Consider the following 25,119-nt stretch of genomic DNA (forward strand, 5'->3'; position numbering starts at 1 on the left):
CGCAGGCCTCATGCTCCGCATCCGAGGGTGACCTCGGCTTCGTTCAGCGCACCCAGGGCGACGCGTGACACGGAGATCGTCATCGCGTCGGCCGTCACCACCGACCACGGTCGGTCGATCGCGTCCAGCGTTGCACCCGCCTTGGCCAGGCACTTCAGCGGCACGCCGACACGCTTCCACTGGCCCTGTGGTAGCGCCGCCAGCGCCGGCCCGATGGCGATGCGCGCCGAGCAGCCCACGCCGCAACCGACCGACAGCCACGCCTCACCCTTCGGGGCTGCGTCCACCCGCAGCGTGGTCAGCAGCATCAGATCGCCGTTCGATTCACGCCGCAGGTCCAGCGCCGTGTGCGACTGCAGTGCCGCGGCGGCTTCGCCATTGCCCGACCAGGCCAGGCGTCGCCCATCCTCCTGCGCCAGATGATCCACGCCGGTGATCTTCAGCCGGTCACCGGGCAATGCGTCCGGCACGCGGGTCACGGTCAGGCCCTGGCCTGCGGCCTGCTCAAGGCGCAGCGCCATGCCGGGGCCTGCATCACCGCGCGCAAAGAACACGCCCGTCGCGCCCTCGTTGCCGGTCACGCCCGATGCCTCCGGCAGCGCGGCCAGGTCGCCGTTGTCGGCGTAGGTCAGGCCGAAGCCGAACGCAAACAACGGATCGTAGTCCTTCTGGCCGACGTTGTTGGCGTACTGGGTGGCGGTGCGCGGCCAGCTGAAACTGAGCTTGCCCTTGAAATCGTGCTGCACGCGGCCATCGCTTCCGCGCAGCAGTACATCGGCAATGCCGGCGCCTTCCGAGCCCGGCAGCCATGCAGCCACGAAAGCATCGGCGGCATTGATTTCCCGGTTCACCCAGAGCGGCCGTCCGCTCAGGAAAACCGCAACGACCGGTATGCCTTCGGCCTTGAGCCGCTTGAGCAGCGCCAGGTCCGTTTCGTTGCCGGGCTTGTAGGCCAGCGTCGGCCGGTCTCCCTGGAACTCGGCATAGGGGTCCTCGCCAAACACCACCACCGCCACGTCGGGCTTCACTGCATAGCGTCCGTCGACGGCAAGCACGGCTTCACCACCGGCCGCCCTGGCCTGGCGCGCGATGCCCTCGTAGATCGTGTCCGCATTGGGGAAGTCCTTGCGGGTGGTGCCGGTGCCCTGCCAGTTGAGCGTCCAGCCGCCGGCCTGCTTGCCGACATCGTCGGCGCCGTCGCCGGCCACGAGGATCCGCTGCTTCGGCGACAGCGGCAGGAGGCCGTTCTGGTTCTTCAGCAGGACCAGCGATTCGCGCACGGCCTGCCGGGCGACCGCGCGATGCGCCGGCGCGCCGATCAGTGCGAACTGCCCGCCGACGGCCCGCGTGGATGGCCTGCCGGCCTCGAACAGCCCAAGGCGGAACTTGACCCGCAGGATCCGGCGCACCGCATCGTCCAGGCGTTGCGGCGTGATCCGCCCATCCTTCACCGCAGCCAGCGTCGTCTCGTAGAAACCCTTCCAGCTGTCCGAGGCCATCGCCATGTCCAGGCCCGCGATGATGGTGGCCGGGCAATCTGTGGTGGTGCAGCCCTTGACCTGTCCATGACCATTCCAGTCACCTACCACGAAGCCACCGAAGTTCATGCGGCCCTTGAGCACATCGGTGAGGTAATGCCGGTGTCCATGCATCTTCTCGCCATTGACGCTGTTGAACGACGCCATCGCGGTCTGCGCGCCGGCGGCGATTGCCGGCGGATATCCGGCGGCGTGGATGCGCACCAGGTCTGACTCGCTGATGCGGGTGTCACCCTGGTCCTTGCCGTCGGTGGTGCCCCCATCGCCCAGGAAGTGCTTCACCGAGGCGATCACATGGCGGCCATCGAGGAACTCGGGTGTTCCCACCCTGCCCTGCAACCCCTCCACCATGGCGGCGGCATAGCTGGCCACCACGTCCGGCGATTCGGAGTAGCCTTCGTAGGTGCGTCCCCAGCGATCATCCTGGGGTACCGCAACGGTCGGCGCGAACGTCCATTCCATGCCGGTAACGCGGGTCTCCAGCGCGGTGATGCCACCGATCTGCCGCAGCAGCTCCGGATTGCGCGTGGCGCCCAGCCCGATATTGTGCGGGAACAACGTGGCGCCTATGATGTTGCTCTGCCCGTGCACGGCATCGATGCCGAACAGCAGCGGAATGGCCTTGCCGCCTTTCGAGGTGTCCATGGAGGCGTCGTAGAAGGCGTCGGCCAGCGCCAGCCATTCGGCCGGCGAGGCGTCATAGCGGCCGCCGGGATCGGAGTTGCCTCCGGCCAGGATCGAGCCGAGCCGGTAGCGGCGCACATCATCGGGGGTGACGCTGGCGATGTCGCCCTGCACCAGCTGGCCGACCTTCTCTTCCACCGTCATGCCCGCCATCAGGTCGGTGATGCGCTTCTCCAGTGCCGGATCCGCAGCCAGCGGCCAGGTGACCTCCGGCCAGGGATCCTTGTCGGTGGTTGCGGCGGCGGCAGCCCGGTCCTGGCCGCGGCAGCCAAGCAATCCCAGCATCAGTGCGGCGACCAGCGCGCCGCTGCGGATTACGAAGGTCTGCGATGTCATGGCGCTCATCCTTCCATCTGCTCCAGTTCCTTGCCCTTGGTCTCGTGCACATGCCGGACGACGAAGATCACCGAGATCACGGCAGCGACCAGGTAGATGCCGTAGGTCGCCGCCAGCCCTGCCGCGGCCAGCAGCATCGGGAACGTTACCGTGACCACGAAGTTGGAGGTCCATTGCGCTGCGCCAGCGACCGCCAATGCCGAACCGCGGATCTGGTTCGGGAACATCTCGCCCAGCATCACCCACATCACCGGCCCCCAGGACAGATTGAAGAACACGACGTAGGCGTTGGCCGCCACCAGCGCCAGCGTGCCCATGCGGCCGGGCAGCTGCAGATGCCCGTCGGCCAGCGAACCACTGGCAAAGGCCACCACCACCAGTGCAAGCGACAGCGACATCCCGGCCGAGCCGAACCACAGCAGGGGTTTGCGGCCGATCCGGTCAATCAGCAGCACGGTGACCACGCAGGCACCGATGCTCAGCGCGCCGGACAGCACGTTGATCAGCAGCGCGTCGTTTTCGGAAAAGCCGACCGCCTGCCACAACACGGCGCCGTAATAGAACACCACGTTGATGCCGACCAGCTGCTGGAAGCAGGCCAGCCCGACGCCGACCCAGACAATCGGGCGGATCCGCCCGGTCCCCCTGCTCCTCAGGTCGGACAGGCGCGGGCGATGGTGTTCGTTGGACAGCGAGGCATCGATCTCCTCGAGCGTGGCCCTGGCCTTGTCGCTGCCCAGCAGCCGGGTCAGCACCTGCAGGGCGTCGTCCTTGCGCCGTTTCACCACCAGGTAGCGCGGGCTCTCCGGAATGGTCAGCAACAGCAGCAGGAACAGCAGCGATGGCGCGGCCTGCATCCAGAACATCCAGCGCCAGGCGGCCTGCCCGCCCCACAGTGGCTCGGTCGACGCCCCCGCTGCGGCCGCCAGCAAGTAGTTGGACAGGAAGGCAGCGGTGAGCCCGGTGATGATGGCGATCTGCTGCACCGTGGCCAGGCGGCCGCGATAGCGGGCCGGAGCGACCTCGGCGATGTAGGCCGGCGAGATCACGCTCGCCGCGCCGACCGCGAATCCGCCCACCACCCGCGCCGCAATGAACCAGCCCGACGAGACCGCCGCCCCCGCACCGAGTGCCGACAGCAGGAACATCACCGCCGACAGGATCAGCACGTTGCGGCGGCCGAGGCGGTCGGCCAGGCGGCCGGCACTGAACGCGCCCACCGCACAGCCCAGCAGCATCGACGCGATCTCGAACCCCTGCATCCATTCGCCGGACCGGAACGCCTGGTGCAGGCCGTCCTGGGTGCCATTGATCACGCCGCTGTCGAAGCCGAACAGAAAACCGCCAATCGTCGCTACCACGCTGATCAGTACGATCAGCCGGGTGTTCTCGCCGCTGCCTGCTGCCTGGTTCATCCCCTTCCCCTTGAGTGCACCGTTGCCGCCGTTGGCCTGCCTGCTGCGCTCAGCGCAGCAGGTACTGGTTGAGCAGGTTTTCGTAACGCTCCTGCTTGCCGCTGGCTTGGCGCGGTTCGCCGAGGCGGGCGGCCAGGCCCGCCAGGTCCGGCAGGCTGAGCGTGCCGCGCTCGAAATCCTGTCCGGCGCCGGAATCGAAGCTTGCGTAGCGTTGCGCACGCCATTGCTCCCACGGCGACTCGGTCAGCAGTGCATGGGCAACCTCCAGCCCGCGTGCGAACGCATCCATGCCGCCGATATGGGCAATGAACAGATCCTCCAGGTCGGTCGACTCACGGCGCACCTTCGCATCAAAGTTCAACCCGCCCTCCAGCCCGCCCTGGCGCAGCACGACCAGCATTGCGCCCACGGTGTCGTACAGATCGCTGGGGAACTGGTCGGTGTCCCAGCCGTTCTGCGCGTTGCCGCGGTTGGCATCGATGCTACCGAGCAGGCCATGATCGGACGCGACCTGCAGGTCGTGCTCGAAGGTATGGCCGGACAGCGTGGCGTGGTTGGCCTCGATGTTGAGCTTGAAGTCCTTGTCCAGCCCGTGTTCCTTCAGGAAGCCCACCACCGTGGCACTGTCGAAGTCGTACTGGTGCTTCATCGGCTCCATCGGCTTGGGCTCGATCAGGAAGTTGCCCTTCAGCCCGATGCTGCGGCCATAGTCGCGTGCCATGGTCAGGAAGCGCGCGAAATGCTCGATCTCCCGCTTCATCTGGGTATTGGCCAGCGACGCATAGCCTTCGCGCCCGCCCCAGAACACGTAGTGCTCGCCACCGAGTTCGACCGTGGCCTCGAGGGCGGCCTTGACCTGCACGGCTGCACGCGCGACCACCGCGAAGTCGGGATTGGTCGATGCGCCGTTCATGTAGCGCGGGTGCGAGAACAGGTTGGCCGTGCCCCACAGCAGCTTGACGCCGGTGGCCTCCTGGCGCGCCTTGGCCAGGCCCACCATATGCGAGAGGTTCTTCTGGTACTGGCCGATGTCGTCGGCATCCGGCGCCAGGTCGATATCGTGGAAGCACCAGTACGGCACGCCCAGCTTGGTGAAGAACTCGAACGCCGCGTCCACCTTTGCTTCGGCCGTGGCCAGTGGCGAGGCGGCCTCCCACGGGAACTGGCGGGTGCCCGGGCCGAACGGATCGTGCCCGGCATTGCAGAAGGTGTGCCAGTAGCACACGGCGAAGCGCAGATGCTCCTGCATGGTCTTGCCACCGATGACCCGGTTGGCATCGTAGACCTTGAAGGCAAGCGGATTGTCCGAGCCCTTGCCCTCGAACGGAATGCGGCCGACGCCGGGGAAGTATTCCTTGGCGCCGATGAAGGGCTGCGTGCTCATGGTGCGTGCTCCTGTCGTGGTACGGGGTGTCGTGGAGGAGTCATCAGCCGCGCTGCAGCGGCGTGATGGCATCGAGATGACTGAGGAAGCGTGCGTAGGCCCGTGCATAGGCATCGCTGCGGGCCGGATCCGGCCGTGCGGACAGCGCGGGATCGACGGTGACGTGGCGCGCGGTGATGTCGCTGATCGAGGTGGCGTCTCCCTGCGCCCGGGCGAGCGCCCACAGCGCCTGCAGTGCCGCACCAAACGCCGCACCTTCGGCCTGCACCGGGACGTCCACCGGCAGGCCGAACACATCAGCCAACAGCTGACGCCAGGCAGCGCTGTTGCTGCCACCGCCGGTGAGCACGATGCGATCGAACTGCATGCCCGCGCGGACGAAGGCGTCGTAGCCGTACTTCAGGCTGTAGGTCGCGCCCTCCATGGCGGCGCGGTACACATGCGCCGGGGTGAAATTGGCAATGTCCAGGCCAGCCAGCACGCCCTTGCCCAGCGGCAGGTCAGGGGTACGTTCGCCATTGAGGAACGGCAGCATCACCAGGCCCCCTGCCCCCGGCGGCGTTGCGCGAAGATGCGCGTCACCGTCGCGGCTGCTGAAACCGAAGGCGGTGGCCACGCGTTCGGTGGCCACGGTGCAGTTCATGGTGCAGATCAGCGGCAGCCAGCCCCCCGTGGACGAGCAGAACGCCGCCCACGCGCCGTCCGGATCGATCACTGGCGAGCCGGAATAGGCAAACAGCGTTCCGGAGGTTCCCAGGCTCATCGCCAGCCGCCCTTCCGTGACGCAGCCGGTGCCGATTGCCGCCATCATGTTGTCGCCGCCACCCACGGCAATCTTCACGGCCGCCGGCAGCCCGAACTCGGCGGCTGCCTTCGGCGCGATATCGAACAGGGCATCGGGCGCAGCGATCGGCGGCAGGCAGGCAGCAAGATCACGATCAGGATCGGTTGCGCGCAGCAGTTCCTGCGACCATGTGCGTGTGCGCACGTCCAGCCAGCCGGTGCCGGACGCATCGCCAAGTTCGCAGAACCGCTGCCCGGTCAACACGAAATTCAGGTAGTCGTGTGGCAGCAGGATGGTCGCCAGCCGCGCATAGGCGTCGGCACGGTGGGTTCGGGTCCAGGGCAGCTTGGAGGCCGTGTAGCCGGCCAGGATCGGGTTGCCCGCCAGCGCGATGGTCTGTTGGAACCCACCCACGGCGTCCATGATCTGGATGCATTCGGCCGAGGTGCTGGTGTCGCACCACAGCTTGGCCGGCGCCAGTACCTCGCCAGCATCATCGACCGGCACGAACCCATGCTGCTGGCCCGATACCGCCAGCGCGACGATGCGTGCGCGCAGCGAGGGATCGATCCGGGCAAAGCAGTCGCGCAGGGCCGACACCCAGTCGGCCGGCGCCTGTTCACGGCTGCCATCGGCACCGCTGTCCAGCGCGAGCGGCGCGCTGGCCGAGGCCACCACCGCCTGCTTCCGCGGGTCATAGACCAGCACCTTCAGGCTCTGCGTCCCTGCATCGATCCCTGCAACCAGACCCATCGAAACCGCCTCCGATCAACAAAAAGGTAGCGCTAACATTCCGTGGACTCAAAAAGGGGGCGTGGTGTCCGGCCCCCTCGTTGCCACCGCGCGCGTCATCGCCCGCGGTGTTGCCGCACTGTAACCAGCTGCAGCGGAAAAAGCGTGCTGCAACGCAAAACCCTGCTACGTGCTCGCCGTCGTCGAACGCCATACGTCCACGCCGGACGTGCAGTACTGCGCGATGAACTCCGCCTGCGCCGGCATCTGCGCGGCGGCCTGCTGCACAGGCCCTTGGATGCCCTTCAACAAGGTGCGCAGATCGACATCACTCACGGCCCGCGCCAGCGGGTGGGCAGGACCGGGCGCGATGCCCTGCCCGAGCAGCACGCTGGTCCAGGATTCGACACGGAACAGCTCGCCGGGGTCCTGCCACGCATGTGCACGCTCGCGCCACGCCTGCAGCCGCTGCTGCAGCGATTCCGGCACGCGCATCTCGCGACAGGCCTTCCACATCGGTTCGCTGCGCTGCGTGGCGTGGTAGTGCAGGATGATGAAGTCGCGCACGTGCTCCATTTCCTGCCGGCTGACATCGTTGTACAGCTGCACCAGCGACGCACTGATGCCGTCGAACGGGAACAACTGGATCAGGCGCACCACTGCGCTGATCGTCAGATGGATGCTGGTCGACTCCAGCGGTTCGATGAAACCGCTGGCCAGCCCGAGCGACACCACGTTCCTGTTCCACGCCTTCAGCCGGCGTCCACTGCGGAACGGCACCTTCCATGGATCGCGCAGGGGTGGAGCCCCGGCATCGCGCAGCAGTTTCGCGGCGGCCTCGTCATCGGACAGATGGCGGCTGTCATACACCAGCCCACAGCCGACACGGTGCTGCAGCGCGATGTGCCAGCGCCACCCCGCCTCGTGGGCGATCGCCCGGGTATAGGGCACCGGCGGTGCCACCGCCTCGGTCTGCACCGCCACGGCACGGTCGCACGGCAGCCATTCGTGCCAGTCCTCGTAGCCGGTGCCCAGCGCCTGCTCGATCAGCAGGCCGCGGAAGCCGGTGCAGTCGATGAACAGATCGCCCTCGATCACCTGGCCGTCGTCCAGCACCAGCGCCTGCACCGAGCCGTCGTGCGCGTGCTGCCTGACCTGAGCGATCCGGCCTTCGATCCGCCGCAGGCCGTGGGCCTCGGCCCTGCGGCGCAGGAACCGCGCATACAGCCCGGCATCGAAGTGATACGCATAGCTGGCCTGCGGCTGGGTGTGCAGCGAGAAGCGGTCGCCACGCGAGGCGATGCTCTCCAGGCAGAAGTCGCCCAGGTCGGAGGGCATGCCGCGGCGCAGGCTGTCCAGCCAGAAGTGATGGAAGGGGGCCGCCCAGGTGCCGTGGCCGATGGTGCCGAACGGATGGAAGAAGCGATCGCCCGGCAGGCGCCAGTTCTCGAACGAGATCGACAGCTTGAAGGTGCCGGCCACCGCGCGCAGGAACTCCTGCTCATCAATCTGCAGGAAGCGATGGAAGGTGCGGATCGGCGGCACGGTGGACTCACCGACGCCGACCGTGCCGATCTGCTCGGACTCGACCAGCGTGATCTGCAGCTGGTCACGGAACTGGTGCGCCAGCGCGCAGCCGGCCAGCCATCCCGCTGTACCGCCACCGGCAATGACCACCTTGCGGATGCGCCCTGCAGGCGCGCTCTGGGTATCCAACGCGGTGCCCTCTCTCAACGGTTGAGCCTGCCCAGCAGCATCGCGCGCATGCGGCGGGCGCGCTGCTCGTCGAACGGTGCCAGGTCCCCGCGCGCGGGGTCAGGCAGGTGCTGCGCCGCGCGCTCGCCAGGGCCGAATGCGTAGTAGCGGAAGAGTCCTTCCCAGGCCTGCTTTTCGCGCGCCGGCAGGTCACGCACGGCCCACATCGCGTGGTGCAGCGCCGCCAGCGCGGATCCCAGCCATGCCGGCGAGTTTCGCCACCAGTAGTTCACCAGCACGTTGAACGGCTCCAGGCTGCGTACATGGTGCCACCACATGCTGGGAATGAAGATCGCATCGCCGGGTCCAAGTACCGCGCTGCGTGCATGCGCCAGCGCCTCGCGGAAACGTGGATGCCGATCGAAGTCGGGGCGCTCGAAGTCCACCACGCTGACCACCTGTCCGCCCGGCGTGGGATCGAGCGGGCCCGGATAGAGGTTGTCGATCTGGGCGGGCGGGAACAGGGTGAACTCACGCCGCCCCACCGCGCAGCAGGCGAGATTGTCGGGTGTGTCGAAATGGCACGAGGCCGTCACCCGGTTGCCGATCCAGATGCTGGCGGTGGCGTCGATGCCCTGCTTCGCCAGACCGGCGTCGTTGGCCTGCGCGAATGCCGGCAGCAGTGCCCGCGCGATCGGCAGCGAGGCCACGTAGTAAGTTGGCGGTTGCGGTACATGCAGCGTCATGGCGATCTCTTCCAGCACCTGGGCCAGCACGCCGCGCCGCACTTCGAAATTCAACCGGGTGAAGTCCGCGCTGTAGAACGGGCGCCCCCCGATCTCGGGGCCGCCGAACGAGTACTGGATGGGCGCACCCGCATCGACGCTGCACAGGTACGCCATTGCGTCCTGCACCCCGCCCAGTCCGGCCTGGACCAGCGGCCAACCGCTGGCGATGCCGCGCAGTACAACCGGCTCACCGGCCTCCACCAGGTCGGCCAATGGCAAGGCGGCAGGATCGATGCCTTCCAGGATCCGCATCGGCAGGCGAGCGTGCACCGGTCAGTTCCTGACCGCCTGCGCGGTGCCGTCCTGCACGCGAAGGCGGCGCTGCTTCTCGGCAATCAGGCGGCGCATGTTGTGCAACGACGCAAGCATCAGGTACGCGCCTTCCAGGTAGCCGGCGCGGTTCAGTTCAGCCAGGCGTGCGCTGTCCAGCGTCGCCAGGCGCTCCCGGTCGATGCCATGCAGTCCGCTCACACTCACCCGGTGATGCGGCGCGACCTGCACGTCGAGCGTGACCGGCTGGATCAGGCCGCTGTCGTCGAGCATCGCGAACATTGCGACCGCGTACGCGCTGCCCTCGTGGATGCCGCGCAGTACCCCTGCGATGTGGTCCAGGTAAGGCGTGTTTCCACCCTGCGGCAGGAACACCGGCTCCCCGCCGCCGGAGGTGACACGCGGATGGTCCAGGTCGACGTGCATCACCGCGTCCTGGGTGAGCAGGCCGTCCACGTAGTGCTCCTGGAAGCCGATCAGGAACGGCCCTTTTGCGGCCGCGCCAGGCAGGTAGGAGGCATTCCAGCGCCCGTCCAGCAGGAACAGGTTCTCGTGTTGTTCGAAACCCAGCAGGGCCACGGACTGCCACGCTCCCGTCCCGGCTTCCCTGCGCAGGAAGATCGGATACTCACGCTGCAGTTCGGCGAACTCGCTGGGATAGGCCGGCACCATGCCCACCGCATCGCCGAACTGCGGCCCGAATCCGGTGGCGACCTTCAGGTCCCGATGCGCGATGTTGTTGAGCATTTCATAGCGGGCCATCAGGGTATCCAGTCCAGTGCGGGGTGGCTGGCCGGCAGAGTAGCGCAGGCGCGACAGGTGCGGCGACACCGTCCCGGCGCGGCACCGCTGGCGGGCAGCGGTGCCGTGCCGGACGCATCGGCAACCAGGCTCAGAACTTGTAGCGTACGCCCAGCATGTAGCGCGGGCTCTGGTCTGCCAGCTTGACGATCATCTGCGAGGTGCGCGAGCGCCACCGCACATCCTCGCCGGTCAGGTTGATCGCCTCCAGGCTGAAGGACCAGTGGTCATCCAGCGCGTAGTTGACGCTGAGATCCCACTGCTCGTACGGCTCCACATAGTACGGATTGCGGCTGGAGCCCTGGTTGGCCAGGATCAGGTACTGGTCGCGCCAGTTCCATGCCAGGCGCACCGACCACCCGTACTTCTCGTACATCAGCATAGCGTTGGCAGTGTCGCTCAGGCCAGTGAGCGAGAACTGGTCGACGCCCGGATCGCCGCCATTGTTGTAGCCGACATCGCCTTTGACGACGGTGTAGTTGGCCAGCACGCCGAAGCCAGTGTCACCGAAGAAGTACTGGCCGCCCAGCTCCCAGCCATGCAGCTTGGATTTGTTCTGGTTGATCGGGCGATTGACGTTGAACTGGTACAACGGGTCGTTGGGCTGCCCATACAGATCGTAGGCCGCTTCAGTGGCCAGCACCTGCGCATCGGTGCCGTTGTAGGCGCCCAGCCCGGCGGGATTGTTGCGCAGCAACGCCAGTGCGGTGAACAGCGAGGTGTCGTTGGCCGAGCAGGCAGCGGCATTGGCCGGCCCGACCTGGGCGACGCAGGCGCCGCTGGTCAGGAAATCCAACGCCGCCCGCGCATCCGGCCCGGAGGTCGGGTCGGTGAGGCCGTACAGGCTTTCCTGGACGACGGTATTGCCGATGAAGTTGCTGACCGACTTGTTCCAGTAGGTCAATGACACATAGCTGGCGTCGGCGAAGTACCACTCCAGCCCCAGGTCGAGGTTGTCCGATTCCAGCGGCTTCAGGCTCGGGTTCTGCGAGTTGCCGCTGGCGCGCGACGAGGGATCGATCAGCACCGAGCCGAACGGCTGCTGGGCCCCGGGTCCTGCATAGAGATTGCCGTACGGCGCGCGGGCGATGCTCTTGCCGAACGAAACGCGGCCCTTCAGCTCCTCGGTGAGATCGATGCTGAAATCAAGGTTGGGCAGGATGTAGCTGTACCGCGCCTTCTCCGTGAAGGGCTGCTGCTCATCGGACAGCACGATGCGGAAATCATTGTTGGCCTGCCACTCGATCGATTCGGGCACGGCAATGACCGAGGTCGACACCACATCGGTGGTCTCATAGCGCACGCCCAGGCGGGTGTTGGTGCGCAGGCCGCCCAGTTCGCCATCCAGTTCCACCTGGAAGTACGCCGCCTTGGTCTTTTCCTCGACGAAGTTGTCGGCCGCACGTTGCGGGTTCACGCCCAGCCCGACGCCGTACTCGCGCGATGCCCATTGCGCCAGCTGCCCCGCATTGCCGCGCCAGGCCGGCCAGCTGTTCGCGCTGTAGTCGTCGAACAGGCCGACGATGTTGACCGGCTGCAGCAGGTCCATCAGGCCCGCGGCGGTATCCCGGTCCACGTTGGCCACGCCCCAGTCGCCCAGGGTCGAATAGGCCTCGGCCGCCTGGATGCGGTGGGTGGTGGACTTGTTGGTGTCCACGCCGAACTGGAAGCGGCCGTGGTCGAAGTTCCATTCGCCATCGACGCGCGCCTGCTTGATCTCGCTGATCTGGGTCTGCGCGTTGACGCGCAGCACCTGCGTGCCGACCTCGCCCTCCTGGAAGCCCGGGTTGACCACGCCATTGGTCCCGGCGATCGCATCGGCCGTGCTGGGATACCAGACCTGGGTGCCGACCGGGAGGCCATTGTTGAAGTTCAGCTCCTGCACCCAGGAGCCGCCACAATGCGGGCCACGGGTACAGTTGTTGGTGCCGGCGATGCTCATGAAGATCGAACCACCGCCGGTGAGCGGGTCGTTCGGGCGGCTCTCGTTCTTCGAGTTGTGCGCATCGAAGCTGAGCTTGAAGCGGTCGCTGACATTCCAGACGGCATTGAAGCCCAGCGAACCCAGCTTGTATTCCTGCATGCTGCGCTGCTGTTCCAGGCCGAAATCCTTGGTGCCGGCGATTTCACGGATGTACACCGGCGTCGCGACGGCGCCACTGGTGTCGAACTCGACGTTGGTGTAGTTGCTGTTCTGCAACCACATGCCCTGCTCGCCGCGATTCTCGGTGATCTCGTTGGTCGAGTAGGTGTAATCCACGGTCAGGGTCAGGCTGTCCGTCGGTGCGAACTGCAGCACGGCCTGGCCGTTGACGCGCTCGCGCTCGAATTCGGAGAACGCGTAGCGCAGGTCGTTGGGCCGCGCGTAAAGCTGGCCGACGGCCGGGGCATTGACCACGGTCGGATTGCCCGGCATCGACCCTGTCCACGGCTGCACGTTCCAGTAGTTCTCCGTGGCCTGCACCGAGCCACCCTTGCGCTTCTGCTGGCTTGCGCTGAGGCTGACGCCGAAGGTCTTTTCCGGATTGCTGTAACTGAAGATGCCTGACAGCTCCGGGGTCAGGTCATTGTCGAACGGCTGGCTCTGGTCGGACACCAGCTTCGCGCCGGCGTTGGCCACGATGCCGGCGTGATCGAGCGGGCGCGAGGTCAGGATGTTGATCGTCGCGCCGATGCCGCCGCTGGGCACCTGTGCCTGGCTGGTCTTGTAGACCTCGATACCATTGATGGCCTCGGCGGCCAGCTGCGCGAAATTGAAGGCGCGGGTGCCGCCGTCGACACCGCCGATGGCGACCTGTCCAGAGGCACCGAACGCGTCGGCGCCCGGCATCTGCCGACCGTTGAGCGTGACCATGTTGAACTGGGGGCCGAAGCCACGCGCGGTCACCTGCGCACCCTCGCCGTCACGGCGCTCGATGGAAATGCCGGTGATGCGCTGCAACGACTCGGCAAGATTGGTATCGGGGAACTTGCCGATGTCCTCGGCACTGATCGCGTCGACCACGCCCGCCGAGTCGCGCTTGATGTCCATGGCCTGGCTCAGGCTGTTGCGTATGCCCGTGACCTGCACTGCATCAAGCTGGGTGGGTTGCGACTGGCTCTGCGGCTGCTGCCCGGTCGCCGGTGCGGCGTCCTGCGCAAAGGCGGGATTGATGACCAGGGCACCACCCACGAAGGTGAACATGGCCCGGGACCGGAACTTCGCCAACGCGCGGCTCATGAACCGGCCCTCGGGGCCAGGGTGCCGCGGAAACTGCAAGTGCTCATGAAAGTCCCCTCTGACATACGATCGAATGGATGTACCGCCCCCTCCCAGGGGCACGCACGGGCGTGGCCCGCATTCCAAACCGAACAGCACGGGTGCTCGGGCACGCCGCGACTTACACTTGCTTTTCAAGCCTGCCAGGACAAACACGCGGCAAAGAAGGCAGCCCCTGGACCTTGGATCCCCGTCCAACTGGTAGCGCTACCATCGCGTTGCAGCGGAGAGTAATCACCGAGGTTCGCCGTTGTCACCATGCAGCGCAGCAAAATCGGCAGCGCGCGAAACAGCTGCTGACTCGGCCATTGCTGCATCCGGTCACGCTCGCCCGCCGTAGGAAAGATGCCCGCGCTTGCGGGTCATCCAGAAAGGAACGCACCGTGAACGCTCTTCAGCGCATCGCCGCCGCAGTCGGCTTCGCCGTACTCGTTTCGTCCGTGCCCACTGTCCTCGCCGCCAACACCGTCATCGTGGGCGGGGCAGAAATGTATCCCACCAGGACCATCGTCGAGAACGCAGTCAATTCCAAGGACCACACCACTCTGGTCGCAGCGGTCAAAGCCGCCGGCCTGGTCGACACCCTCAACGGCGCCGGGCCCTTTACTGTTTTCGCGCCCACCAATGCGGCCTTCGAAAAGCTGCCTGCAGGCACTGTCGATACACTGGTGAAGCCTGAGAACAAGGCGCAGCTGACCCGGATCCTGACCTACCACGTCGTCCCGGGCAACTACAGTTCCGCCCAGCTTCTGGCCGATGCCCGCAAGCACAGCGGCAAGGCCACCCTGAAGACCGTGCAGGGTGAGCCTCTTACCGTGGCGCTTCGCGATGGCAAGCTCTGGGTCATCGACGCAAAGGGTGGAAAGGCAGGTATCAGCGTTGCAGATGTCAGCCAGTCCAACGGCGTCATCCACGTGGTCGACACCGTGCTGATGCCCAAGTAGGCGGCCTCATGCAACGGGCATCCGGCGCGATGCCCGTTGCCCCGGCCGGTCATCCCGCCGTCACCATGCGGATCCCCGCCCGGCATGGCGTAGTGGCTACCACTCCGGTCCCAGCAACTTGGTCACTTCGGCCTCCAGTTTCTGCGCAGCCTCGTCCTGGGAGGCAACCTTGATGCACAGCCCCGACTGCGCCGGCCCCGGCACCAGCTGGTAGCGGTTGATGGTGCCGCCACCGTCGCCGTCCAGCGCTACCCGCGCCACTACCGTTCGGCCATTGGCGTGGAAGGTCCAGTCCTGATAATCAAACATGCTTCAGTAAGTGTGCGGCCAAGATGTCATCCCACTTTAGGCGCCACGACAGTGAAGAACGCTCCAGGAGGATGTTCAGAGCGCGTGGACATGATGACAACAGGGCCTATGGCAGTGTCCGCGCCAACTGCAGGACATCGGCGAAGAAGGAGGGATAGTCGTCCTGTGGAGCGCTGTGGGTGTCGCGCCGGTGGACCAGACGCACGGCGACCACCCGCTGTTCCGGGACGATCATCAGGTATTGGCCCAGGTAGCCGTTGGCGGCAAAGCCGACGACCGGTCCCCGTGTGATGTCGTAGAGATCGGCGAGCTTCAGGCCGCGCGCGGAGATCTGGCTGGCGTAGCGCTGGGACCAGTCCGCGCCCAGCTGATTGGCGAGGAAGGCGACCAGTGCGCTGCGGCTCTCGAATGCACGCCCTGCGCTGGCCTGCAGTGCGCGCTGTACGTCGTCGTCCACGCCCCTTTCCACCAGCAGATCCCGTAGCCGGGGCTTGAGCTGGTACCGTTCCCAGGCCGGTATCCGCCACCACAGCAGCCCAACCTCTGGCGCACGGGCGCTTTCGGTCGTCATCAACGCGACCGACTGCTCACTCAGGAGTCGTTTGCCATCCGGCGCCACGCCACCGTCCAGCAACAGTTGCCCGATGGCGGCAAGATCGATCGCGCGCAGGGACAGCCCGGCCATGCCCAGCGGAGTGCCTGCTTCATCCTTCATCCAGGTGTAGTGGGCGATGCCCAGTGGCTTGAACAGCCGCGCGTCCAGGTACGCATCCACAGGCTCGCCTGCCAGGCGCTCGACAATGCCGGGCAGCAGGTTGGTAGCCTTGTTGTTGTAGGAGAACACGTTACCCGGCTCATCGCTCAGCTCGGCAGCCAGTGCCAGCTTGATCAGGTCCGGGGCCCCTTCCAGCTCTTCGCCCGCGTTCGCCACGTTCTGCAGGCCCGAGGTATGGTCCAGCAGCATGCGCACGGTAATGGCGCTCTTCCTGCCCTGCTTCCATTCGGGATAGATCCGGCTGACCGGCGTATCGATCGAAGCCAGCTTTCCTTCGTCCAGCAGCAATGCAATGGCCAGCGCGACGACCGACTTGGTGGCCGACATCAGGTGAACGGATTCCTGCCCGACGGCGGGCTTCAGCTCAAGCAGCGTCTCCCGGTCGTGCATCACCAGGACCGCATCGGAATGCGCGGCGCGCGCGTTGCGCTCGATCGCGGCGAGGGCTTCGGCGCGCGTCGCCGCTTGGCTGGGCCCGGCGATGCCGAACACCAGGGCCAGGGCGCAGGACAACCAGCAGGATCTTGGCATCGCAATCTCGTCCAATGAGTGTGCGTGCAGTGTGACTACATGTGTAGTCACACTGCAGTGCCTGAAGTCATGGCGCGCTTGAGTGCTGAACGTGGGCTGGGCGCCGCCCCCGGCCCACCTGCAACGCGGTCGTCCGCAGCGGTCGCCATGCCGCGCCGCACGGTATGATGCGGCGACCCGGAACCTGCGATGATTGCAGCGGCCGCCCATCCGCTGATCGCGCGCGCCAGGCCCTCCTGCGCCGGGGTCGCTGCAGGTGCCGCTGAAGCCCCACTCCATGCTCGCCCCCCAAGCCCCCCTCGTGATCTGGGCAGCGGTCGCCGTTGCCACCATCGGCCTGCTGTTCCGTCCTTTGCGCATCCCCGAATATATGTGGGCGTTGGGCGCTGCCGCCCTGTTGCCGTTGCTGGGCGCGGTGTCGCTGCATACCGCATGGGGCGCAGTGGCCGAAGGCCGCGACGTCTACCTGTTCCTGGTCGGCATGATGGTGCTGGCCGAACTGGCGCGGCGCGAAGGCCTGTTCGATTGGCTGGCGTTGTACGCGGTGCGGCATGCGGGCGGATCGGGGCGACGCCTGTTCGACCTGGTGTTCCTGGTCGGCACGCTGGTGACGGTGTTCCTGTCCAACGATGCAACGGCCGTAGTACTGACGCCGGCGGTCTACGCCGCCTGCAAGGCGGCGCGCGCCAATCCCCTGCCCTACCTGTTCGTCTGTGCCTTCATCGCCAATGCGGCCAGCTTCGTGCTGCCCATTTCCAATCCGGCCAACTTGGTGGTGTACGGCCAGCACATGCCGCCGCTGCTGCAGTGGCTGGCGCAGTTCGCGCTGCCGTCGGCGGCGGCGATCGGCGCCACCTATCTGGTCCTGCGCTGGGTGCACCGGCGCGAGATCGCCCAGCCGCTGGTGGCCGCGCCGGCGCATCGCCCGTTGACCGACGGCGGCCGACTGAGCGCACTGGGCGTGCTGTTCACCGGCACCGTGTTGCTGGTCACGTCCGCCTTGAACGGGCCATTGGGCCTGACCACGTTCTGCGCGGGCACGCTGAGTGTGGCGGTGGTGGCGATCCGCCAGCGGCGCAGCCCGCTGCCACTGCTGCGCCACGTGTCCTGGGGTGTGCTGCCGCTGGTGGCGGGACTGTTCGTGCTGGTGGAAGCGGTGGCGCAGACCGGTGTCATCCAGACCGCGGCCAGCGCGCTGCAGGCCGTGGCGCAGGCATCTCCCCGCCAGGCCAGCTGGCTGGCCGGTGGCGCGGCTGCGCTGCTGAGCAATGTGGCCAACAATCTGCCGGTCGGCCTGGCCGCCGGTTCGCTGGGGCAGATGGCCGACCTGCCGGCGCAGACCCGTGCCGCATTGCTGGTCGGCGTGGATCTGGGGCCCAACCTGTCGGTCACCGGTTCGCTGGCCACGATGCTGTGGCTGGTAGCGCTGCGCCGCGAGGGCGAGCATGTCAGCGCGCTCGACTTCCTGCGTGTCGGCGCGCTGGTGATGCCGCCGGCGTTGATCGGAGCACTGCTGCTGCTCTGATCGGCGCGCGAGCGGCATGCGCTGCTAGAAGGCCACCTGCAGGCGGGTGTTGAAGGTGGTGCCTTCATCCCTGCCCTGGCCGGTGCCGCTGCGGTTGCGGGTCTGCCAACGGATCGCCTCGAACATCACGCGGCTGAAGTCGTTGAGATACCAGTTCGCACCCAGCGTCCACGCGTGGCCGGTACCGCCACTGGGCAGCTCGGCATAGTCGACGTCCTCGTAGCGCCCTTTCAGTTCCCATGCCCCGGCGCCGCCGCGGGTGACAGGATCGGCCACCTTGACCCGGCCCCAGGTGCCGGCCTTGCCCGAATAGGCCGGCCTTGCACCGGCCAGGAACCAGCCAGCCGAAATCGCCCAGGCCTCGTGGTCCAGATCGTAGTGCCCGCCGGCGTCGGCCCCGCGCAGGTTGCGCGTACCCCATTCGCCGGTCGCCCAGGCCGGCCCGAAGATGCCTGCCAGTTCCGCGCCATAGGCCGTGCTGCGCTCGGCGCCCGGCAGTGTGCCCGGCGCGATCTTTACCAGGTCATTGAAGTGCCCGGCGATGGCCGAACTGCGGACGACGCCGCTGGCGCCTGCGGCGATCTCCTCGTGGAAGGCCCAGGCCCCCAGGTGCACCGTGACCGCGTCGTTGGCCACCGGGTTCCAGTGCACGCGCGTGGCCCAGGTCTGGCTGTCGTTGTCGGTGCCGGCGTTGTTGAGATCGTTGCCGGCCACCGACAGGCTGGCATGCCAGTCCTTGCCGTACACGCGCTCGGTCAGGCCGACACCGAACAGGCCGCGCTGCGGCAGCATCAGCGTGCCGACCACGTTTCGGTCCTGGAAAGGCGTGTTGGAAGTGCTGCTGGAGCCATCGATACCCCGGTCGTTGAGGCGGTTGCCCACGGTCAGGTCGGCCGGCAGCCCGAACAGGCGGTGGTCCACGGTGGCGTAGACCGACTTCCACGCCACCGCGTTGTCCGCGAAGTCACCTTCCACTGCCCAGCCGAGGATGCCGTAGCGGCCTTCGGCGCCCAGCCGCACCGAGCGGATCTCGGTACCGGAGATGTTGCGGTCACTCACTGAGGATCCATCGGTGCTGGATGCGTCGACGAACAGACGTCCGCGCGGACGGAACGCCACGGCGCCGTCGGCACTGCTGAACTCCGGTGCGCCCTTGGACCAGGTGACCTTGGGCGCCTTGGCCTGGCTGGATTCCAGTGCGGCGACGCGGGTGTCCAGCGCGGGGGGCTGCGTTGCGGCCGCCGCACCGGCGGTGCTGTGCCCGCCCTCCACGGCACGCAGGCGCGCCTCCAACTGCTGGATCTGCAGCGCCTGCTCCTGCACCAGGCGTGAGAGTTCGGCCTGGCTCAGTGGTGCGGGAGGGGACGAAACAGCCTGGGCGCCAGCATGGCCACTGGCCAACAGCAGGCCGAGCGCGACCGACAGCGCTGCCGGTGGCAGCACGGTGGAATGGTTCATGGACTCTCTCTCCGGCCAGCCGGCCCCCTGGCCCGGCGCTGGCCTGTTGCGGTGGTGCGGGGGAAGATCGGGGGAGGAAGCGCGCGCCGCCGGATCGGCCCGGCGGCGCGGCAGGCGGGCTCAGCCCGGCCCGGTCAGCTGGTGGCCTGGGCCTGGGCGTTGGGACGCCAGGTGATCAGCTTGTTCTCGACCACGTCCAGCAGCGCGTCGATGACCAGCACGAAGGCGGCCAGGATGATGATGCCGGCGAACACACCCACAGCGTTGAAGTTGCCTTCTGCCTGCGCGATCAGGTAGCCCAGGCCCGCCGAGGCGCCGAGGTATTCGCCGATGATCGCACCAACCACGGCAAAGCCGACCGAAGTACGCAGCGAAGACAGGATCCAGCTCGCCGCTGCCGGGAAGTAGACATGGCGCAGCAGGTCACTGCGGCTTGCGCCCAGGATGCGGGCATTGGCCAGCACCACCGGATTCACCTCGCGTACGCCCTGCATGGCATTGAAGAACGTGGTGAAGAACACCAGGGTGACCGCCAGCGCCACCTTCGACCACAGGCCCAGCCCCAGCCACAACACGAAAATCGGCGCCAGCACCACGCGCGGGATCGCGTTGAAGCCCTTGATGAAGGGATCGAGGATGCGTGCCGAGCGGCGGCTCAGGCCGAGCCAGACGCCGCCGGCCACACCCAGGCCGGTGCCGATGATGTAGCCCAGCGCGGTTTCGGTCAGCGTGATGTAGACGTGCTGGTAGAACGACGTATCGGACAGCCAGGTCCAGGCCTGCTGCACGATCGCCGTTGGCGAGGGAAAGAAGAACGGATCGATCACGCCCAGCGCGATACCGCCTTCCCAGCCGCCGAACACGGCCACGACCAGGGCCAGTTGGATGAACTTGTCAGTCTTGGCGTGCATAGCTCTTCTCCACTTCGCCGCGCAGGCAGGCCCAGATGTCGCGGTACAGGTCGGTGAAACGGTCATCCAGCTTGATCTCGGCCACGTTGCGCGGACGTTCCAGATCCACATCGAAACTGCGCACCACGCGGCTGGCCGGGCCGGAGGACAGCACCACCACGCGGTCGCCCAGGGCGATCGCTTCTTCCAGATCGTGGGTGATCAGGATCACCGAGCGCCGGTCTTCCTGCCACAACCGCAGCAGCTCGTTCTGCATCAGGTGGCGGGTATGGATGTCCAGCGCCGAGAACGGCTCATCCATCAGGATCACCTTCGGCTCGACGATCAATGCCTGGGCCATCTGCACGCGCTTGCGCTGGCCACCGGACAGCTGGTGCGGGTAGCGATGCTCGAAGCCGGCCAGACCGACCTTGGCCAGCCACGCGTTGGCCTTGGCCTTGCGTTCGGCCTCGGGCACACCGCGGAAGCGCAGGCCGAGTTCAACATTCTGGTACGCGGTCTTCCACGGCAGCAGCGCGTCCTGCTGGAACAGGTAGCCGACCGACTCCTGCACGCCGCTGACGGCGCGGCCGTCGATGCTGACCTGGCCCGACGACGGCTTCAGCAGGCCCGCCACGGAATTGAGGATGGTGCTCTTGCCGCAGCCGGTGGGTCCGACGATGGCAAGGAACTCGCCGTCACCCACCTGGATGTCGACATCGCGTACGGCGGTGAATTCGCCGAAGGACATGGTCACCTTGTTGATGGCGACCATGGTCTGTGCAGGCTCCAGCTGCGGTGCGCCATTGAACTGGCGCACGGTGGCATTGAGGGCCATGGTTTACCTCCGCTTACGGTTGGGCAGCCGGCGCCGCAGCGTTGGCACGCTCGACGAAGGCATTGGTATAGGTCCGGGACAGATCGATATCGGCCTTGGCGACATCCGTGTTGAACTCACGCAGCACCTTCAGCGGTGTTTCCAGATCGGCAGGCGTGAAGTGACCATCCCGGGTGAAGATCGCGCGGGCGTTCTCCACTGCGCGTGCATAGGTGGCGCGGTCGCCAGACACGTAGCTGTCCGGCAGCGCCGCCACGATGTCTTCAGCACTGTTGTCGGCGATGAACTTCAAGGCCATCTGCTCGGCGCGGGCGATCTTCTCGGCCGCTTCGGGTCGCTTGTCAAGGAAGCTCTGGTTGGCGTACATCACCGAGGTCGGGTACAGGCCGCCATAGACCTGGCGGGCGCCGTCGTCGCTGCGCGCGTCGAGGATGATCCTGCCGACCTTGCGCTCGGTGATCAGGGTGGCGGCAGGATCATAGTTGACCAGCAGGTCGATCTTGCCCTGCTCCAGCGCGGCCACCGCTGCGGCGCCCGAGCCGACGCCGATCAACGAGATGCTGTCGGCCGGAATATCGTGCTGGGCGAGGAAGTGACGGACGAAGAAGTCGGACGAGGAGCCCGGCGCGGTGATCCCGACCTTCTGGCCCTTGATGGTCTCCGGGCGCGCCGGATCGAAGGTGGCATCCTCGCGGCCGGCCATCACCAGGCCGGAGTTGCGCGAGAGCAGTACGAAGGCCACCACGTCCTTGCCCTTGGCCTGCATCTGGATGGTGTGGTCGTAGAAGCCGACGGCCACGTCGGTGGAATTGGCCACCAGCGCCTGCAGCACCTTGGAGCCGCCCTGGGCGAAGTTCTCGGTCTTCACCTGCAGGCCGACGTCCTTGAAGTACCCCTTGGCGTCGGCGATGAAGAACGGCAGGTTGTTGAGGTTGTAGGAGCCGACGCTGATGCGTACCGGGGCATTGTCGCCACCGCCGGCGGATGCGCCTTCGGTGCGCCCGCTGTTGCTGCATCCGGCCGCGGCCAGACCGGCCGCGCACAGCGCGGCCAAGAAGAACTGCTTGTACATCATCCCTCCCAGGAGTGAAGCATCTACGTTGTAATGGAGGGCATGCGCGCCTACGCAGGCCCGTCCGGGTTCAGATCATGCCGCTGACGTCCATTGGCGGGCTTGGGTGGCAGTGGCCGTGGCGGGCGCGGGCGAAGTCGCGTACACGCGCCCCTCGAACAAGCGGCGTGCGGTGCGGACCACGCTGGCAATCACCGGCGAATCGCCCGAGCTGCGACTGAGGCCCACCTCCAGGGCCCCACTCGGATGTTCGAGGGTAATGCTGCCGGGAACGGACCGGCATCCGACCAAAGTGTGGGCCAGCGTGCCCGGCGTGACGGCGGCGGTGGCCAGGCCGACCGCACCGGTAATGGCCAGTGCGGTGTGGCATTGGTGCGGCATGAAATAGCGCACCTGCAGATCGCCGCCCTGTTGCGGCGCCGACAGCAGCACCGGCTTGGGAATGACCTTGTTGCCGGCGTCGGCGATGCCCATGCGGGCGCCCGCCTCGATGCGCAGCGCTTCCAGCCGGCGCATGAACGCCGCGTCCGCGTTCAGTTCGGCGGGCGAGGCATCACCGCGCACGCCCAGGTCTTCGGCACGCACCAGCATCATCGGCATGGCGCAGTCCACCAGGCTGGCCGGCACGCCATCGATGGTTTCCTGCGCATGCCCGCTGGGCAGCAGCTTGCCGGTGCGGGCGCCTGCCGCATCAAGGAAGGAGAGCCTGACCGGCGCGGCTGAGCCCGGCGCGCCGGCAATGCGCGTATCACCGCGGTAGGCCACATTGCCGCCCGGCGTTTCCACCGTCGCGATGATCAGCTTGCCGGTGTTGACGTTGTGGATGCGCACCTCGGTCTGCGGATCCTGCGCCTGCACCAGCCCACGCTCGATGGCATACGGGCCCACGGCCGCCAGCATGTTGCCGCAGTTGGGCGAGGTATCCACCACCTGCTGCTCCACCCGGACCTGGGCGAACAGGTAGTCCACGTCGGCGTCCGCCCGGCTCGAGCGGTCGATGATCGCCGCCTTGCTGGTCAGCGCGTTGCCACCGCCGATGCCATCGATCTGCAACGGATGGCCCGAGCCCATCACTTCCAGCAGCAGGCGATCCCGTTCGGCGGTGTCCGCCGGCAGGTCGCTGGCCAGGAAGAACGGGCCCTTGGAGGTGCCGCCGCGCATGAGCACGCAGGGAATGCTGAGCAGATCGTTGGACATACGTGTGCTAGATTGATGCGTATAGGGGATGAATGACCCCTCTGTGATTCGATACTGGCATGACCCTAATTGATCTGTGAATTGCTGATTTTTGGATGATTGATACCCAATGAGCATCAATTGCGAAATCCTGGATCTACGCGCGTTCCTGCTGGTATCGGAGACACGCAGCTTCCATCGCGCCGCGGAAATCCTGCACGTCTCCCAGCCAGCACTCAGCCGGCGGATCCAGAAACTGGAGCAGGCCGTGGGTTCGCCACTGCTGGAGCGCACCACGCGTAGCGTCAGCACTACGGCTGTCGGCGAGAACCTGCTGCCGCTGGTGCGCCGCATGCTGGAGGAATTCGATGGCTCGCTGTTCTCACTGCGCGGCCGGGAGGACACCCGCGGCGCCACCGTGACCATCGCGTGCCTGCCGACGGCGGCGTTCTACTTCCTGCCCAGCGTGATGGCGCGTTTCCACGAAGCGCACCCGAACGTGCGCTTCCGCATCCTGGATATCCCGGCCACGGAGGGTCTGCAGGCAGTGGAACGTGGCGAAGTCGAGTTCGGGATCAACTTCATGGGCGCGAACGATCCGAATCTCGACTTCGACGTACTGGCCGAGGACCCCTTCGTCCTCGCCTGCCGACGCGATCATCCGCTGGCCCGCAAGCGCAAGGTGGAATGGGCTGATCTGGCCGAGCACCAGCTGATCACCGTGCATCGCACCAGCGGCAACCGCACGCTGCTGGACGGCGCGTTGGCGCGCGAGAACCTCAAGCTGAGCTGGCACTACGAAGTGACGCACCTGTCGACCTCATTGGGCATGGTCGAGGCCGGCATCGGCGTGTCGGTGCTACCGAAGATGGCCACGCCGGACGGGGATCATCCCACCCTGGTGACACGTGCGATCGGCAACCCGGTAGTGTCGCGCACGATCGGCATCGTCCGCCGGCGGGGCGCCCTGCTCTCGCCCACCGCCGAGCGGTTTCTTCAGATGCTGATGAGCCAGTGGCGCGGGAACGTCTAAAACGTCCAAGGCGCTGGACGTCTGACCGACATGTCATGGTCTGGATCCGCACAGAAGGCTCGCCTCGATGGTGCGCAGCACGCACGCCCCCCGCCGCGTATTGGGCGAAAAGTCCTCGGCATACAGCATGGGCGGGTTGGCCGGGTAAGCGCCTGCCCGCGGGTACATCATGCGCACCAGACTGGACAGCGTGTTCACGCTACCCACCGATGATCGCGCATTGCTGGCACCGCGCTGTTGCTGCAGAGCCGCCGCCGGTGTCGGCCCATCGGTGGCATCGACGTCGGGCACGCCCACCTGGTCGATCAGGCGGCGTGCATGAGGTGCGACGGATTCGAAGTCAGGAGATCAATGCGTTTGGCGCACTTCAATCGCCCCTGGATTCAATGGCACTGCTGCGCGACATCGATGCCGTCTCTATGCTTCATGATGAGCGCCTCCAGTCCCGAGGGCTCTCCAGAACTCGGGCCGGGCTTGCCGGGCTGACCCTCCGGGATCAGTCTCGATGTCATCTGATCTTGAAGCTTGGCAATGCCTGGCGCACGTCGGTCTGCGTACCCAAAGATATCGAGGGTGAGCAGGTCATGCCCGTTCTCTACCAGGAGTAATGGAACCTGTCTGCACCGCAGTTCGAACACGCTCGATTGCGGGGGGCCTGCTTCGATGGTAATGCCTTTCGATGCGTTCGCCCGAGCGAAGGCGATCGCATCGTCGCGAAGCATCTTGAATGTTTCTGGTGGAAGTGAGCGGAAGGTTCTGAGCTCAGATTCGAGAAAGGTTGGATACGTTATCCAAACGATTCCTGCCGCAACCACCAAGCCCAGGAACATGAGGGAAGAGATCAGAATCTTCATTCTGGAGCCTTCATTTGACCTGTCTGAA

Annotated in this window: 19 protein-coding genes and 1 pseudogene; 3 read left to right on the top strand and 17 right to left on the bottom strand. The window is 66.5% G+C overall.

What is annotated here, in order from left to right:
* Positions 1–8 precede the first annotated feature (8 nt).
* The 8 genes from AC5P66_RS09180 to AC5P66_RS09215 form a co-directional block, all read right to left on the bottom strand.
* Positions 9–2,567: a glycoside hydrolase family 3 protein gene (locus tag AC5P66_RS09180; protein ID WP_134709765.1), complete on the bottom strand. Its 2,559-nt coding sequence runs from the start codon at positions 2,565–2,567 to the stop codon at positions 9–11.
* Positions 2,564–3,973 carry a sugar porter family MFS transporter gene (locus tag AC5P66_RS09185; RefSeq protein ID WP_495216241.1) on the bottom strand — a complete coding sequence of 470 codons (1,410 nt, stop codon included), beginning with the start codon at positions 3,971–3,973 and terminating at the stop codon, positions 2,564–2,566. Before AC5P66_RS09185 ends, AC5P66_RS09180 begins: the two co-directional genes overlap by 4 nt.
* 49 nt (positions 3,974–4,022) lie before the next feature.
* Positions 4,023–5,357, bottom strand: coding sequence for a xylose isomerase (gene xylA, locus AC5P66_RS09190; RefSeq protein WP_099495891.1), 1,335 nt, complete (start codon positions 5,355–5,357; stop codon positions 4,023–4,025).
* 43 nt (positions 5,358–5,400) lie between these two features.
* Positions 5,401–6,894 (bottom strand): xylulokinase, encoded by a 1,494-nt coding sequence (gene xylB, locus AC5P66_RS09195; RefSeq protein WP_495216242.1) that lies wholly within the window; start codon positions 6,892–6,894, stop codon positions 5,401–5,403.
* A gap of 165 nt (positions 6,895–7,059) precedes the next feature.
* On the bottom strand, positions 7,060–8,589 hold the full coding sequence (locus tag AC5P66_RS09200) for a tryptophan halogenase family protein (RefSeq protein WP_495216256.1): 1,530 nt from the start codon (positions 8,587–8,589) through the stop codon (positions 7,060–7,062).
* Positions 8,590–8,603: 14 nt separating this feature from the next.
* Positions 8,604–9,626, bottom strand: coding sequence for a cupin-like domain-containing protein (locus AC5P66_RS09205; RefSeq protein ID WP_111191330.1), 1,023 nt, complete (start codon positions 9,624–9,626; stop codon positions 8,604–8,606).
* Positions 9,627–9,629: 3 nt separating this feature from the next.
* Complete coding sequence (locus AC5P66_RS09210) at positions 9,630–10,388, bottom strand: SapC family protein (protein WP_262223251.1); 759 nt, start codon at positions 10,386–10,388, stop codon at positions 9,630–9,632.
* 130 nt (positions 10,389–10,518) lie between these two features.
* The gene (locus AC5P66_RS09215) at positions 10,519–13,647 is read right to left on the bottom strand and encodes a TonB-dependent receptor (protein ID WP_262223250.1); all 3,129 of its coding nucleotides are present in this window, start codon (positions 13,645–13,647) and stop codon (positions 10,519–10,521) included.
* Positions 13,648–14,069: 422 nt separating this feature from the next.
* Between AC5P66_RS09215 and AC5P66_RS09220 the strand changes: the two genes are divergently transcribed.
* The gene (locus tag AC5P66_RS09220; protein ID WP_049411164.1) at positions 14,070–14,630 is read left to right on the top strand and encodes a fasciclin domain-containing protein; all 561 of its coding nucleotides are present in this window, start codon (positions 14,070–14,072) and stop codon (positions 14,628–14,630) included.
* Positions 14,631–14,726: 96 nt separating this feature from the next.
* On the opposite strand, the gene AC5P66_RS09225 is transcribed toward AC5P66_RS09220, so the two are convergent.
* Both AC5P66_RS09225 and AC5P66_RS09230 read right to left on the bottom strand, forming a co-directional pair.
* Positions 14,727–14,939 (bottom strand): hypothetical protein, encoded by a 213-nt coding sequence (locus AC5P66_RS09225; RefSeq protein WP_049411161.1) that lies wholly within the window; start codon positions 14,937–14,939, stop codon positions 14,727–14,729.
* A gap of 106 nt (positions 14,940–15,045) precedes the next feature.
* Positions 15,046–16,227: a serine hydrolase domain-containing protein gene (locus AC5P66_RS09230; RefSeq protein WP_049411158.1), complete on the bottom strand. Its 1,182-nt coding sequence runs from the start codon at positions 16,225–16,227 to the stop codon at positions 15,046–15,048.
* 295 nt (positions 16,228–16,522) lie between these two features.
* Here AC5P66_RS09230 and AC5P66_RS09235 point away from each other — a divergent pair, with 295 nt between their 5' ends.
* Positions 16,523–17,770, top strand: coding sequence for an arsenic transporter (locus AC5P66_RS09235; protein ID WP_049411155.1), 1,248 nt, complete (start codon positions 16,523–16,525; stop codon positions 17,768–17,770).
* A 24-nt stretch (positions 17,771–17,794) separates the two neighbouring features.
* On the opposite strand, the gene AC5P66_RS09240 is transcribed toward AC5P66_RS09235, so the two are convergent.
* From AC5P66_RS09240 to AC5P66_RS09260, 5 genes are all read right to left on the bottom strand, one after another.
* Entirely contained in the window at positions 17,795–19,228 is a 1,434-nt protein-coding gene (locus AC5P66_RS09240; protein WP_049411153.1) for a porin, read from the bottom strand.
* A 134-nt stretch (positions 19,229–19,362) separates the two neighbouring features.
* On the bottom strand, positions 19,363–20,139 hold the full coding sequence (locus tag AC5P66_RS09245; protein ID WP_005409726.1) for an ABC transporter permease: 777 nt from the start codon (positions 20,137–20,139) through the stop codon (positions 19,363–19,365).
* The gene (locus AC5P66_RS09250; RefSeq protein ID WP_014647218.1) at positions 20,123–20,956 is read right to left on the bottom strand and encodes an ABC transporter ATP-binding protein; all 834 of its coding nucleotides are present in this window, start codon (positions 20,954–20,956) and stop codon (positions 20,123–20,125) included. The genes AC5P66_RS09245 and AC5P66_RS09250 overlap by 17 nt, the downstream gene beginning before the upstream one ends.
* A gap of 13 nt (positions 20,957–20,969) precedes the next feature.
* Positions 20,970–22,028: an ABC transporter substrate-binding protein gene (locus AC5P66_RS09255; protein WP_049410922.1), complete on the bottom strand. Its 1,059-nt coding sequence runs from the start codon at positions 22,026–22,028 to the stop codon at positions 20,970–20,972.
* A 75-nt stretch (positions 22,029–22,103) separates the two neighbouring features.
* Positions 22,104–23,225 carry a 4-oxalomesaconate tautomerase gene (locus AC5P66_RS09260; protein ID WP_164284105.1) on the bottom strand — a complete coding sequence of 374 codons (1,122 nt, stop codon included), beginning with the start codon at positions 23,223–23,225 and terminating at the stop codon, positions 22,104–22,106.
* Between the two features lie 109 nt (positions 23,226–23,334).
* On the opposite strand from AC5P66_RS09260, the gene AC5P66_RS09265 reads away from it, so the two are divergent.
* Complete coding sequence (locus AC5P66_RS09265; RefSeq protein WP_049410734.1) at positions 23,335–24,237, top strand: LysR family transcriptional regulator; 903 nt, start codon at positions 23,335–23,337, stop codon at positions 24,235–24,237.
* 81 nt (positions 24,238–24,318) lie between these two features.
* Here the strand turns inward: AC5P66_RS09265 and AC5P66_RS09270 are convergent.
* A pseudogene (locus tag AC5P66_RS09270) lies at positions 24,319–24,576 on the bottom strand (hypothetical protein); the annotation flags it as partial.
* Between the two features lie 44 nt (positions 24,577–24,620).
* The gene (locus tag AC5P66_RS09275) at positions 24,621–25,091 is read right to left on the bottom strand and encodes a hypothetical protein (RefSeq protein WP_495216244.1); all 471 of its coding nucleotides are present in this window, start codon (positions 25,089–25,091) and stop codon (positions 24,621–24,623) included.
* Positions 25,092–25,119 lie beyond the last annotated feature (28 nt).

Source organism: Stenotrophomonas sp. YJH_SMC_122 (genome assembly GCF_059369535.1).